General features: G+C 44.2%; 10 protein-coding genes. 2 read left to right on the plus strand and 8 right to left on the minus strand.

Features of this window, described 5'->3' with window-relative positions; translation table 11 throughout:
• Positions 1–321 precede the first annotated feature (321 nt).
• On the plus strand, positions 322–1,092 hold the full coding sequence (gene trmB, locus DW657_RS14570) for a tRNA (guanosine(46)-N7)-methyltransferase TrmB (RefSeq protein WP_118313180.1): 771 nt from the start codon (positions 322–324) through the stop codon (positions 1,090–1,092).
• Between the two features lie 62 nt (positions 1,093–1,154).
• Here the strand turns inward: trmB and rhuM are convergent, their stop codons facing one another.
• Positions 1,155–2,150, minus strand: a complete 996-nt coding sequence (rhuM, locus tag DW657_RS14575) for a RhuM family protein (RefSeq protein ID WP_118313181.1) — start codon at positions 2,148–2,150, stop codon at positions 1,155–1,157.
• A 414-nt stretch (positions 2,151–2,564) separates the two neighbouring features.
• Between rhuM and DW657_RS14580 the strand changes: the two genes are divergently transcribed.
• Positions 2,565–4,916 carry a glycoside hydrolase family 3 protein gene (locus DW657_RS14580; protein WP_118313188.1) on the plus strand — a complete coding sequence of 784 codons (2,352 nt, stop codon included), beginning with the start codon at positions 2,565–2,567 and terminating at the stop codon, positions 4,914–4,916.
• Positions 4,917–5,187: 271 nt separating this feature from the next.
• On the opposite strand, the gene DW657_RS14585 is transcribed toward DW657_RS14580, so the two are convergent.
• From DW657_RS14585 to DW657_RS14615, 7 genes are all read right to left on the minus strand, one after another.
• Positions 5,188–7,791, minus strand: coding sequence for a TonB-dependent receptor (locus DW657_RS14585; RefSeq protein WP_118313182.1), 2,604 nt, complete (start codon positions 7,789–7,791; stop codon positions 5,188–5,190).
• A 13-nt stretch (positions 7,792–7,804) separates the two neighbouring features.
• Positions 7,805–8,926: a CDC27 family protein gene (locus DW657_RS14590; RefSeq protein WP_118313183.1), complete on the minus strand. Its 1,122-nt coding sequence runs from the start codon at positions 8,924–8,926 to the stop codon at positions 7,805–7,807.
• 57 nt (positions 8,927–8,983) lie between these two features.
• On the minus strand, positions 8,984–9,820 hold the full coding sequence (locus tag DW657_RS14595; RefSeq protein WP_118313184.1) for a GLPGLI family protein: 837 nt from the start codon (positions 9,818–9,820) through the stop codon (positions 8,984–8,986).
• 191 nt (positions 9,821–10,011) lie between these two features.
• Positions 10,012–11,640 (minus strand): hypothetical protein, encoded by a 1,629-nt coding sequence (locus DW657_RS14600; protein ID WP_118313185.1) that lies wholly within the window; start codon positions 11,638–11,640, stop codon positions 10,012–10,014.
• Between the two features lie 157 nt (positions 11,641–11,797).
• Entirely contained in the window at positions 11,798–12,622 is an 825-nt protein-coding gene (locus DW657_RS14605) for a GLPGLI family protein (RefSeq protein ID WP_118313186.1), read from the minus strand.
• Positions 12,623–12,809: 187 nt separating this feature from the next.
• Positions 12,810–13,925 carry a type II toxin-antitoxin system HipA family toxin gene (locus DW657_RS14610; RefSeq protein WP_118313187.1) on the minus strand — a complete coding sequence of 372 codons (1,116 nt, stop codon included), beginning with the start codon at positions 13,923–13,925 and terminating at the stop codon, positions 12,810–12,812.
• On the minus strand, positions 13,922–14,260 hold the full coding sequence (locus DW657_RS14615; protein WP_022121265.1) for a helix-turn-helix domain-containing protein: 339 nt from the start codon (positions 14,258–14,260) through the stop codon (positions 13,922–13,924). Before DW657_RS14615 ends, DW657_RS14610 begins: the two co-directional genes overlap by 4 nt.
• Positions 14,261–14,455 lie beyond the last annotated feature (195 nt).

Below are 14,455 nucleotides of genomic sequence, written 5' to 3' on the forward strand. Positions count from 1 at the left end.
ACTCTTGCCGATGCATCCACCAGTTATGGCTTCAGGAATGGTATGGAGTTGAGCCTGACTGCGCTCAATCTTTTCAATCAGCGCACCTACGGCTATACTGTTTATTCTGGGTTGACCCGTACGGGCAAGGAGTATCAGTTGCGAGGTAGGACAATACTGATGTCTATATTCTTTCATTTTTGATGATGGAGGCAACAGTTCTGCCGTTTCTGAAAAGAATTTCCGGTAGATTTGGTTAAATATCAAAAATTATAAATGTAATTGTAATAAGAGTATTTATAATTTTTGTACCTTTGTACCCAAACGAAGAAAAAAGAATCAATGAGCAAAGGAAAATTAGCTAAGTTTGCGGATATGGAGCGTTTCGAGAACGTGTTCCAGTATCCATATAGTGTAGTAGATGACGTGCCTTTCGATATGAAGGGCAAGTGGCGTGAGATGTATTTCCACAATGATAATCCTATCGTGCTGGAGTTGGGATGCGGCAAGGGTGAATATACCGTGGAACTTGCCAAGCTCTATCCTGAGATGAACTTCATCGGTGTGGATATCAAGGGCGCACGAATGTGGACCGGTGCCAAGAAGGCGATAGAGGAAGGACAGAAGAACGTGGCTTTCCTCCGTACCAACATCGAGATTATCGACCGCTTCTTTGCTGAGGATGAGGTGCAGGAAATCTGGCTCACCTTCTCTGACCCGCAGATGAAGAACCCTCGCAAGCGTCTTACATCTACATACTTCATGAACCGTTATCGCCACTTCCTCGTGGATGGCGGTATCATCCATCTGAAGACGGACTCCAACTTCCTCTTCACCTATACTACTTATATGGTGGATGGCAACCATCTGCCTGTGCTCTTCCGTACCGAGGACCTCTATCATCAGGAGGGTATCGATGAGGAAACCCGTAAGATTCTCTCTATCCAGACCTGTTATGAGAGTATGTGGATAGAGCGTGGCTTGAACATCAAGTATCAGAAGTTTGCCTTGCCACGTGAGGGCGAGCTGGTGGAACCTGATATTGAGATTCCGCTGGATGATTATCGCAGTTATCGCCGTGATAAGCGAAGCTCAAAGGATACAGCGAAGTAAGTTATCGCAATATATATTTAAAACCGCACAACAGTTGTTGTGCGGTTTTAAAATAGCAATTCTTATTGATTGTCTTTGTTAATCAAGTTGACGACTACTTTTACCATTACATCTTTTTCCTCAGTTCTGCTTTCTGCAATCATCAGAGTCAGTGCTACGAGTGTGTTGTCGGCAATCCTCTTATGTCCATTTTCTGCATACAGAATGCCATTTTTCTCCATAAACCAAAGAAAAAGCATGGCCGCAATTCTCTTGTTGCCATCGCTGAATGAATGGTTTTTTACGACAAGGTAGAGCAGCATGGCTGCTTTTTCTTCTACCGAAGCGTAGAGTTCTTCACCACCGAAGGTTTGGTAAATCTGACCTATGCTGCTCTTGAATGAATCATCCTTCTCATTGGCAAACCATTTACTGCCTCCAAACTTTTCTTTCAAAGCATTGATGGCTTCCATTGCATTTTTGTAGGTGGCATGGAACGGTTCGGCTTGAGTCGTCTTGTCTATGAGTAATGTCTGATAATCATATTTGTCGAGAGTATCCAGGGCATAAACATAGTCGCTGATGACATTGAACAGTCCGTTATATTCGCCCTCGGACACTTGATCTTGCAATGTAATCGCACGTGACATCAAACGAACCACTTCTTTCAGTTCGTTGTAATTGTCTAGGCGTTTCTGGTTGATGGCATAACCCTTGATAATGTATTGCTTCAAGATAGAATTAGCCCATTGACGGAATCTGGTACCATTGATTGACTTTACACGATAGCCTACGGAGATAATGACGTCCAGGTTATACATTGTTGTTTCGTAGGTTTGGTCTCCGTCAATACCCATATGTGCAAATTTTGCACATGTGATATTTGGGTCGAGTTCACCTTCTTTGAAACAGTTATTGACATGTCGTGAAATCACAGTTCTGTCACGGCCAAACAACTCTGCCATTTGGCTTTGTGTAAGCCAAACGGTATCATTTTCTAATTTTACATTCAGCTCTATGTTGCCCTCTGGGGAACGATAGATTTCGATGGAAGAATTTCTCTGCTCCATACCTTTCATTATTTAAATGTCCTTACTCTAGTACCCAACTTTTGGATAATTCGGCAAAGATACGATAATTGTTTGATTCCTACAAGGTTTTCTAGTATTTTTTTCTTCTTTTTGATGAAACTTGCGAAAGATTGAAATGGAAGGAATGTTCCGTCTTTGATTACTTCCAGATTAAATATCAGGACTAGCCTTAGGTTAGGGATATGTATAGTATGTTATTCTCTTACTATATCTTTTGTTAAATCCGGGAATAATCTTGTTGAATTCAAGAAAAAAAGGTGGAAATGCTTGGTGTTTCCACCTTATTTTATTAAATTTGCAGCAAGTTTTTGAAGAAATGCAGTATTCTCAGGGACTGCATGGAACTGATGAAACGACTAAAAGAACAGAAAAGTAATAACTAACTAAATAAACGACAAAATGATGAACTACAAGAAATTGGCTCTTACCGTTGCGGCAGGAGCAATGGCAACTACAATGATGGCGCAATCTGCACCAAAACTGAATGCCAACAACATCGACGAAGTAATCAAGGCGATGACCTTGGAAGAGAAAGCCCAGATGCTGGTGGGCGGTGGTAACGATGGATTCGTGGGCAGCGGTGCTATGCTCGGACATCAGAAGAAGTTTGTGCCGGGCGCTGCGGGTACTACTGTAGCCATCCCTCGTCTCGGCATTCCTACTACTGTTCAGTGTGATGGTCCTGCCGGTGTTCATATCGATGCTCATCGCGAAGGTGACAGCCGTAGCTACTTTGCTACCGGTTTCCCTATCGGAACCTGTCTGGCTTCTACCTGGAACACCGACCTAGTGCGCAAGGTGGGTGAGGCTATCGGTAACGAAACCCTGGAGTATGGCTGTGATGTTGTGCTCGGACCGGGTATGAACCTGCATCGCAATCCGCTCTGCGGCCGTAACTTTGAGTATTATTCAGAAGATCCAATCGTAACAGGTCTTATCGGAACCGCCTTTGTTCAGGGTGTACAGAGCCAGGGCGTGGGCGTGAGTGCCAAGCACTTTGCCGTAAATTCTCAGGAAACTGACCGTACCAAGGTGGATGAGCGATTGAGCCAGCGTGCTCTCCGTGAGTTGTATCTGAAGGGTTTCGAGATGATGGTTCGCAAGAGCAATCCTTGGACTATTATGTCTGCCTATAACAAAATCAATGGTGTTTATGCGCAGGGCAACAAGGGACTCTTGACCGATATTCTCCGCAACGACTGGGGATATAAGGGAATCGTGGAGACCGACTGGATTGGTAAGCGTGCCGACCTTCCGCTGGAACAGGAAGTTGAGGCTGGCAACGACCTGATGATGCCGGGTTATCCAGCTCAGGTGCAGGATATTGTTGATGCTGTAAAGAATGGCAAGCTGGATATCAAGGATGTGGACCGCAATGTTCGCCGTATGCTCGAATATATCGTGAAGACTCCTCGATTCAAGGGATATAAATATAGTGGTGAGCCAGACTTGAAGGCTCATGCAGCTATCACCCGTCAGAGTTCTACCGAGGGTATGGTGCTCCTGAAGAATGATGCAGCTCTTCCTATCCAGGGCTTGAAGACCGTGGCGCTCTTCGGTGTCAACTCTTACGACTTCATGTCGGGTGGTCTTGGCAGTGGAGCCGTTAATGTAGGCTATTCTGTGGATATGGTCACCGGTTTGAAGAACATCGGCGTGGCAACTACTCCTCAGCTTACAGAAATCTATCAGAATTATGTGAAGTATGCCAAGGCTAAGTTGAAGGCAGACAAGAATCCGATGATGTGGTTCCTGGATCAGGGACAGCCTAAGCTCGATGAAATCGAGATTACTGAGCGCTGTGTAGCCAGCGAGGAGCCAAAGGCGGATGCAGCCATCATTACCATCGGCCGTCAGGCAGGTGAGGGAATGGATCGCCAGATCAATGGTGAGTTCAACCTCAGTCAGATAGAGCAGGATATGATTTTCCGTGTATCTGATGCTTTCCATGCCAAGGGCAAGAAGGTGATTGTCATCATCAACTCTGGTTCTGTGATGGAGACAGCCAGTTGGAGAGACCGTGTGGATGCTATTCTCGTGGCTTGGCAGCCAGGTATCGAGGGTGGTAACTCTGTAGCTGATATTCTGACCGGTAAGGTAAATCCATCGGGTAAGTTGACCATGACCTGGCCTATCGCTGCTACCGATCATCCATCTACTGCCAACTTCGCCAAGGATTACGATATGTACACCTACAAGAATCTGCAGGATTGGAGCAAGGGTAACATCAAGGGTTACGACTATAGCAACCACGAGGAGGATATCTATGTAGGTTACCGCTACTTCGACACCTTCAAGAAGAATGTGGCTTATCCATTCGGTTATGGTTTGAGCTATACTACTTTCGAGTTTGGCAAGCCATCAGTCAAGGCAAAGGGCAACAATATCGAGGTTAGCGTAACTGTCAAGAATACCGGTAAGGTTGCCGGCAAGGAAGTTGCTGAGGTTTATGTTACCGCTCCAAAGGGCGCTTACGAGAAGCCAGCCAAGGAGCTCAAGACCTTCGGCAAGACCAAGTTGCTGAATCCAGGTGAGAGCCAGACTTTGAAGATGACACTTGAAAAGCGCGATCTTGCCAGCTTCGATGAGGCCAACAGCCAGTGGAAGGTAGATGCAGGTAACTATCTCTTCAAGGTAGGTAGTGATGTAGAGAACATCAAGGGTACTGCTACATTGAAGGTGGCAGAATATACCGAGAAGACAAGCAATGCCTGCGCTCCTAAGGTTCAGTTGAACTATCTGAAGCAGAAGTAGCCTGTGTAAATAATATTCTAGAAAGAGATTATCTAGAAGAAACTCCCGGAAAATGGGGGAAGAAGAGATTGAAAATTTTCCCTTAAGGATATTTATTTTTTTCCTTAAGGGAAAATATATTTTTCCTTAAGGGAAATAAAATCTTTCCTTAAGAGATATTTTTCACCTCATTTGGCCTGTAAAGTTATTTCTTTATAAATTTCGCGGCACCTATTTTCCTATCCTCAAAAGCAAAGAACTCCCGTCTCTTTTCTGAGATGGGAGTTCTTGTTTAGAAGGAATACTGGGCGGAAATCATCAGTTCGCGGGGGCGAAGATGATAGCTGTCGGTCAATGTACTGATGCCGCTATAGATGGTTTCCATATAGTTCTTCTTGTTGAAAAGGTTTCGAAGCTCTGCTGAAAGGCGGAGCTTTTTCATTCTCCAAACTGCCGATGCATCGCCAAGGAGGGTGTTTAGGTGGTTGCCCTCTTGCAGCTCATTGTGATAATGTACGAGTGAGAAGGAAAGGTCCACATGGCTGATGGTAGCGGTGGCAGATACGCTTTGATGCCAATTAAATAACGATGACTTCGCCATTTTTTGACGTTTCGAGTTGTAAAAAGAGAATTCTCCCTCATAGCTAAAGGCACACCAGGACGGCGAGAAGTCGATGCTAGGCTTCACAGTATAGTTGTCGGCGGTGTAGCTGATGGCTTTGCCGCTGCTGTATTGCTCACCCTTGCTGTAGTTGTAACTGCCCTCCAGGCGGGTTTTCAGATGAAGGTCGTAGAAGCCCTTCGATATGTAGAGTGATGCTCCTAGGTTGTTGCTCTTGCTGTCCTGCTTATATAATGAGGTATAGTATTTGCCATCCACGATGCGTAGGTCGGATGCCGTGTTCATCCAGTTTTTGCTGGCATTGACCGATGCGCTGAAGAAGATTTCCTTGATAGGGCGCTTGTAGTCGTAACTCAACTTGCCATAAAGAGAGCGAGTTATCGGAATGATGTCGCTCGAAGTGTACCAAGAGCGATAACTTTGACGATATTGCTTTATGGCGTAGTTGGTGGCATTGCCCGTTCCTGTACTGTATCCTGTGTAGATAGTCAACTCTCTACGGAAATCCAATTTCTTATATAAGTAAAGGTAGGGTGATATGGTAAGTAGAGTTTTCTGTGGATAGGTGAAGCGTTCCCAGATGAAATCGGGAGAGAACGACATACGGAACGTCTCGGTCTTGTATTGCCAGTAAGGGGTGAACTTCCCTGTGATGTTAAGGCTGTTTTGGCCGATTTCATCGTGACTGTTTTCGGTGAATCCGTTGTTTTTGCCGATTTCATCGCTTCTTTCCAGATATTTCGCATAGATGTTGTTGAGGTCGATACTCATTCTATATTCCTGTGTCCAGTGGAAGCGATTCCTCATCCACTGTAAGGCGTGGGCAGTATGCCAAAGGTTGGTGCGGATGCGATTGCGTTCGTCGTTAACGTAGAGGTCCGCCACACCATGGTGATAGTCGGCAGTGCTACGCCAGGAGAGTTGACTTTTCTTGAAGACGAGGAGGCGGTAGATACTTGCCGAGAGGTCGAGCTTTGGGATGCGGACACGTTGGGTAAGCGTGTCGTTGATGTTTGACAAACCATCGTTTTGTGCTGCGCTGAGGCTGATGCTCTCGTTGCCATAATGCTCAGCCTTGTTTACCTTGTTCTCCCATTGCAGATTGAAGGCATCGCTGATCATCGTCTTTTGGTTGTGCTCCGTGGTAACTGTGGGAGCTTCGCCGCCGAGGTCGTAGATACTCATGTTCTCTCGCTCTTGTCTGGTTACCGTACGAAGATAGTTGGCTTCTATGCGAGTCTCTGCATCGTCCTTGTTCTTCTTGATATGGTTGATGGAGTATTTTTGCGAGGTATTGAAGCGCAGGCGTTCTTCGTCGATAGGAGCGTCAAGCGATGGTACTGATATCCATGATGGAAGGGAGGCAGGAGCCAGACGATTGCTGTAAGATGCGAGTTGGTTAAGTGCATAGCCGAGATTTTTGCCAGTTCTGTCGTATTCTGCATCATACATCATCTGTTTCTTCTTGCCAATTTGCATGATATTGATGCTTCCGCCTATGTGGGACGGATGCCCTACGAGCATGTAAGGCTTGAGGGTGGGCATCAGTTTGTCGCTGGCACTATCTTTCAGGGCGATGTTCATCGCTACATTATCCGTAAAGGTCTTGTTCTGGAGCGCCTTGATAGGTTGGTCATGCTCGATGACTTCGGCCTTTTTCACATCTTTTGCCTTGATGTTCTCCTCTAGTTGGTTATATTTGCCATCAGTCAGGTCTAGACCTTCCACAGTGAATCGGTTGATGGGCTTACCATTGTAGTTGATACGGCCATTCTTCTCTATATCCACGCCTGGCAGCTTTTTCAGTACATCTTTCAGTGAGTTATCTCGTTCGTTGGCAAAGCGGGTGAGGTCGAAAGATATGGTGTCTCGACCCGTGATGCGAGAGCCTTTTACTTGTACTTCCTTCAAGACAAAAGCTGTTGAAGCCATACTGATAATGGTTTCTTTTCCCGATGAAATCGATGTTTTTGTCTTTTTATACCCCATAAACGTGGCCTGCAGTTTGTCGTTGGCTTGCTTTTCGGTGATAGGGAGCACGAAGGTTCCGTCCTCCTTTGTTCTTGTAAACTTCAAGGGCTTTCCATTGCGGAGCAGCGTGATGGAGACGTTGGCTAGACGGTTATGGGTCAATGAATCTTCTACATAACCATGAATCCCGGTAGCAGTGTTGTCGTCATCGAGTAAGATAGGAGTGTTTCTCTTGCTCTGCATCGCCATTGGGATGCAGAACAAGAGAAAGAAAGCGATAAAACTGATAATTATTCTCTTCATAATTCGCCTTTTTCTATTTATCTGTTTGCAAACCTTTTAGTTGCTCCTTTACTTTCGCTGTAAGTTTAGCTTTTTCCTTTTCATCCTTCAACTTATCAGCTTTTGCCAAGAACATCTGGAGATAGAGTTTTGCCTGTGGCTTCATCTTGGCTCCGATATACATTTGCGCAGCATTGTAATAGTTGTGAGGATCGTCCTCGTCATCATATTCGATGCACTGGGCGAAGGCATGACCTGCATTCTCGTATTCCATTTTATAGTAATAAAGCTCAGCAAGTTGCTGGTTTACATATAGTCCACGACTGCGAGGGTAAGCCACGGTTATAGACCGTTCCAGGTTGATGATGGCGTGTCTTGCCAGGTTTTCCTTTTCCACGATGTTCTTAGTCTGTTCTGAAATCTTCTTGCAAGTCATGCCCAAGTAGAAGAGACAGTTCATATTTGGGTTGTCTTTCTTCATCTCTGCCGCCTTGTTCAGATAGGTATAGGCTTCTCGGTACTTTTCCAAGTTATAATAGCACAATCCTATGACGAGGTTAGACTCAAAATTGTCGAATCCATCGGCTATAAGCTTCTTGTATCTAGGGATGGCTTGCTCGTATCTAAGCTGTAAATAGAGTGAATAGGCAAGCTCCTTGTTGATGAGAATATTCGTGGAGTCACGTTTTTCAACATACGACAAGGCGAATGCTGAAACGCTTTCAGGCTCCCCATGGTTGTTCCATTGCTGAAGTAGGGCGGCAAATACCTCCCCGTCGTATGGGTATTTGTCATAGATAGTCATGCCATATAATTCTACCTTTTTTTTATCGCCAAGATTAAGATAGGAATAGAACATCATGCGCAAGTCTTCATGGTTGAGACTGTCGTTAGGAATGCTATCCATGCAGGCGATGCACTTCTTGTTGTCGCCACGAAGACGATAGCAAGAAGCGAGCTTTCTGAGAACATTCAAATCGTGTGGATGCTCATTGATATATTGCTGGTAATAGGTGATGGCATGGTACGAGTCATGCTCGTTCATGCAACTGTCGCCCTGCAGTATCAAGTGTTGGATGGGAGTCTGCTCTTTTTGGGCTGATATTCCGATGATTCCAAGGAATACCAAACAAGTGATTAACCAAAATTTTTTCATACTTATGTTGTCCGTTTGTTGTTATGATGTAGATACGATCAGTTAATCGAGCTGGAGTTACTCCAGCTCGATAGGGTTGCCCTTGTTGCTTCGGTTTAGAGCCTTGATGGCACCTTCGGGTAATTTCTTAAACGTAAATCCAGTTTTTCTCGCTGTTGCTTTGAGAGCTTCTGCGCCATCAAATTTATGCTTAGCCTCTCTTAACTCTTTCTGTGTTACTTTCTCTCTTGCCTTTTCCGTGAAAGTTATGCTTTCGGTCCCATTCAATGTGCTCATACCGATAGCATTGAATATGTATTGTTTGTTCTGGTCGTAAGCAAGTAGAACAAGACCAGGCAGTCCGGAAATTTTCCAAGGTCCTTCGCTTATAGGGATGTCTTCTGAGTACCAGGCATACCAGGTCCTGCCTTTGAAGAGTGTTTTTGCCAACAGGCATTTATAGCCAATGATGGTAGTTGTGCTATCTGGGATAAGCTGCCAGTTTGGCTCCTCTAATTGTTCTGTACATTGGTAATAGTTACCAAGGACTTTATCCAGTAAAGTGGTTTGCCCCTTTGATGGATAGTTCTTGTAGAATTCCCAATGGATTCTGCCACCTCTAGGATTTTTACTCATGTCATATTGCCCCGTCTTAGCTTGTTCATCCATGATAGAATCGGATATTTGCTTGGTTCTATCATAGAAATGAGTTGTCTTGCTACCGATGTCCAGTCGCATTTCGCTCTCCCAATAGTTGTAGGGAACTGTTGTGGTATCTGGTACAATCTTCCCATTGTAGGTGATGCGATAGTTTACCTTGTCAATATTGACCACTTTCTCATTTTTGTTGCCTTTCTGAGCCTTCAAGCAGCATACTGTGAGTATGGCTGCTAATAATAATGTTATTCTTCTCATAGTCGTTTGATGTTTAGAATTTCGGATGCAAAGGTACAATAAATGATAGAGATAGCCAAATCGGAATTACATGTCAGTTAGTATATATGTGTTGATAACGAGCGAGTTACAATAAGAAAAAACTTAAAATATAAGCTTTTTGTAATGCTTCGAAAACTTAATGGAGCATAGCGAAAAAATTGCGGGAGAGCTTATCTGATGATGTCGTCGAACGACTCTGCTCCAGTGTCACTCTTGATTCTCGACTTTCTTACCCTGATATTCGAGAGAGAGTATTGCAATATTTGCATTACTTCCTCATCGTTCTTACCGATATGGTAGAGGATGCAGAAGAGGCTTTGCGATGGATTCAAGTCGTAGTTTTCCAATCGTTCGCTATACTTCTCGTCTATCACCTTGAAGCTGGCGAGAAGTTGTCGGATGCCTTGCTTACCTATCTGGCTGATGTTTTGATTTTGGATCGTCATCGAATAATACACCAAGCCTTGGCTGATGTCTGTGAGTTCGGTAATTTGAGCCTTGTATTCCTCGATGTCCTTGTCACGGCGTTTCAGTTTGCGAAGCTGGGTGGTGATTTCGTGGTTTAATCGTTCGCATTGCTCCGATAACGAAGAGCTCTCCACATCTTTTAACTGGTGCAGTGACTCATGCAAGTTTTTAATAGTTTGGTGAGCCTTTCGGATTCTGGAAATGGAGAGGTAAGTCATCGTCAGGAGAATGATGAGCACGATGATGATTCCTACAAATATATAGGTCTTAACCTTTTCATAGCGATAACGGGTGTTACCACCCTCGTACATCAGTTTTACTTGATTTTCCTTTTCTGAGTTTTCGTCTTTGACAAGCAAAGGAGCTTCTTGTCGTAATTCGTGGGCAACACGGTTTGCCATGAGCGTATCTCCTTTTTGTAGGGAGAGGAAATATAAGGGGAGATAATACTTATATCCTAAAGCAAAGGAATAGGATCCCCATGTATTTAGGCGTTCTTGATCTATGCTATAGTTTTCTTTGATATGCTGCGTGGCGAAGGCATGGGTTTCCTCGCTGTTTCTTGTGAGCAAGCGATAGAAATCGATGTTGTTGTCATATTTTACCCCGTGATTGTCTTGCGCTTTCTTTGCATAGCTTATCAAGATGGAATCAGGCACATCGCCCCTGTCCATCAAGGCTTGGAAGTAATGATAGTACATGGGTCCCAAGGTACTGTCCTTGTTCTCTTTGATTTGATTGGCAATTTCGAAAGCTTGGTTGGCAAGTTTCTGATCTTGGTTGTTGATGCCACGATAGAGTAGTGCCCAGGCACGGTAGCGGATATTGTTGGTTTGGCGAGCCTCGTCTTCTAACTCTACGGTGTAAATGTTTTGGTGGGTAATGCGACACAATATGTCGTACATGTCCAGCTTCTCCTTTTCTCTCATGTTGCTATCGTAGGCGATGGCCTGTGAGAACCATTTGATGGCTTTTGCGGTATCTCGATAGTTGTTGAGTATCGAGGCTCCCTTATAATATAAGGAACGTGCGAGAAGGGGGTCATCCTTTTCATTCACGAAGATGTTGATGGCATCGTCTATGTAGTTTTCTTTATAAATGTAACCTTTGAGTTGATACTCTATCTTGGCTGTTAAGAGCTTATAGTAGCCTTTGTTGTCGTTGCTGTCAGCACGAGAGAGAAATACCTTGGCTTGTGCTGGGTATTCGTCGGCAAGGTCGTCTATCTCAGGGAAGGATAGGCGATATCCTGAGTCCATGCAACTAGAGAAAATGGCTAGCTGCATGATAGTGAACAGAAATATGATGATTTTCTTGCTTGTATAAATCATATTGTTATCGTCAAATTATCAACTTTACATTTGTTGTTTCAGAAATCTTTTTGCAAAAGTACAATAAATTGTCGATAAGAACAAGAAAATAAGCTTTCTATTTCAGATTTTTGTAGAAACTCGCAAAAATCTGAAATGGAAAGCCTTTGAGATGTCCCTATCGCTCGATTGGATTGAAAACACGTTTCCTTGCTTTTGGTTTGATAGGTTTTCCATTCTCATCTGTCCATTTTTCATCTCTTAGCATCTCACTTCCATCGTCTCTCTGCTTGATTTTGGTGAGGTCAGACTGGGAAACTTTCTCAGCCTTTTCAGGCTTGGCGTATTTGAGAGTCTCCTTGCCATTCAGGTCTTCCAGTCCGATAGCGTTGAGATAGAATTGTTGCTGTGCATCGTAGGCACGGAGGATAAGACCTGGCAGACCGCAGAGTTTCCAAGGACCTTCTGGCACAGGGATATCCTCAGCATACCAAGCTAACCAAGTTCTTCCCTTGAAGTTGGTCTTGGCGAGTTGGCAATGATAGCCGATGATGGTTGTGGTGCTGTCTGGGATGAGTTGCCAATCGGGAGTCTCGTCCTTTTCGATGCAGTGATAGGTTGTCAAAACCCACGAATCTTGAAATAGGGTCAGACCGTTCTTTGGGTAGTTTTTGAGGAATTCAAAGTCCATGCATTTTACCGGCTCGGCTTTTCTTAGATCAATGACACCGCCTGAAAGTATCATTTGTAAGACTTGCTGTTCCCATTGCTCCTTGGACTGGTTATAGAAGTGAGTGATGTTGCTACCGATGTCGAGTCGCATCTGTGCCTTGCGATAGATATACGGCATTTCTGTGGTGTCGTTCACCTGTTTTGCATCGTAGGTGATGCGATACTTCACTTGGTCGAGGGTGAGTGTGTCCACGCCCGATCTCATCTGTGCTTTTGCGGTCAGGCTGCCTAAGGCGAGGATGGCTGCAAGAATCATTAGAATCTTTTTCATGTTCTCTATTTATTTTGTTGATGTTTATTTACGAGTAAGACGCAGAGATAGGGAAAAGGTAAACAGAATAATGACGGTCAGTTGGATTATCTGAAGCAGAAGTAGTCTATGTAAATAATACTCTAGAACGAGGCAATCTAGAAGAAACATCCGTAAAATGGGGAAAGAAGAGATTGAAAATCTTCCCTTAAGAGATATTCTCATCAGACTTAACCTGTAAAGATATCTCTTCGTAGATTTCGCGGCATCTCTTTTCCTTCATTTTATTCTTTACGCCAACGGCTATCATATCCTCTACGGTCGGATGCCCAGTTCCATTTACAGATGTTGCGTGTTCACCATTATATCCCTCGGTGCAATGGGTGAGGTCGTAGGCAGGAGCTAAATGCCAGTGCCATTTGCCATCGCTCTCTTTCTGAACCAAGAAAGAGAAGTTCTTGCAGTGATCGTCCTTGTTGTCCATTATGTAATTAAAAACCATACGGCGGAACATCTCTTCCACATCCTCTTGGCTCTGAGTAAGATAACCTGTAAGCGCCAAAAGGTTGAGATAATCGAGAATGGGGTTGGAAAGGGAAACGTTGAGCAAGGCTCCAGCTGTGGCTACGTGAATGCGTTCGCCTGTTGGAGAAATGTCGAAGCGACGGCAGGCAAAATACTTGTCGTTTACCAGTTTGAAGTCGGGTACTTGGATACCACATTGCTTGGCTATCTCATTATAATGATACTCTTGCTTTCCCATATCTTGTGGGTCGTAGGTATGGCGAAACTTGACCAACCAATGACCATCCTCATTTGTGAAAATGGCTTTCGGGCGACAACCGCCACTATTACCACTATTATATAATAATAATCCTGCGTCATTATCCTGTTGCTCCTTCAATACTTCCAAGGCTTTGGCTTGTAAAAGGTCAAAGTCCTCAATCTCGTGTCCAGTCTGGATAGAAGTTATAGGTTCGTAGGTCAATGCGCCCATACCTCCATTGCCCACGATGCTCAGTCGGTCGAGAGCAGATAGCTCAAAGTCGTTGATGCCCTCTTTTAGCAAGGCTTTATGCAATAGGTATCTACCATATCCATCGGGAAGGCTGTCTTCGAAGATACCAAAGTTCCCGTTGAAAGGGGTGGTTTTGGCAATGAAAAGACCAGGCTTCAGTGGCAATTCCAGCGGAGATATACTAAAGCCAGATGCCAACCACTGATTGTCATACTCGAATGTGCATACCTTTCCATCGGCACTCAATGACAGTGTGCCGACTTTCTCCTGGTGATATTTCACGGCTAAAGATTCTATATGTTTCATTGTCTGTAAGCCTTTTTCTTGTTAGCGTTTCTTTTTATCTGTTGCAACTCCTCCATGGTGGAGTACTTGGGTTGCGAGAAGACGTTCTTGATTTCTGAGGTGTAGTCCAAAGCTATGGCGATACCAATCAGATTTTTGAGGGAGATGAGGCCCTTTTGTTCGAATCTGGTGATGTTGCTGACGGCAACGCCAGACTTGTCTGCCACTTGCTCACGTGTCAGATTCTTCTCTATTCTTCGTTTTCTGAAGTCGTTTGCCATCTCCTTTGCAATCTCATCAGGATTGTCGTGGAGGTAGTTGTCTAATATTGCTAATATATTATTCGTTTCTTGCATAATCGTTGGGATAATAATAAGATATTATCAGTTGCAAAGATACAAAAAATAATGTTATGTTCCAAATAAAAATGAACTAAAAAGTCAAAATCCCTTATAACCTTGTCTCTTATCCTTAAAAGCAAAGAACTCCCATCTCTGAAAAGAGACGGGTGTTCTTGTTTAAAAGGAATACTGGGCGGAAATCATCAGTTC

This window comes from Prevotella sp. AM23-5 (assembly GCF_003473645.1).
GTDB lineage: Bacteria > Bacteroidota > Bacteroidia > Bacteroidales > Bacteroidaceae > Prevotella > Prevotella copri_A.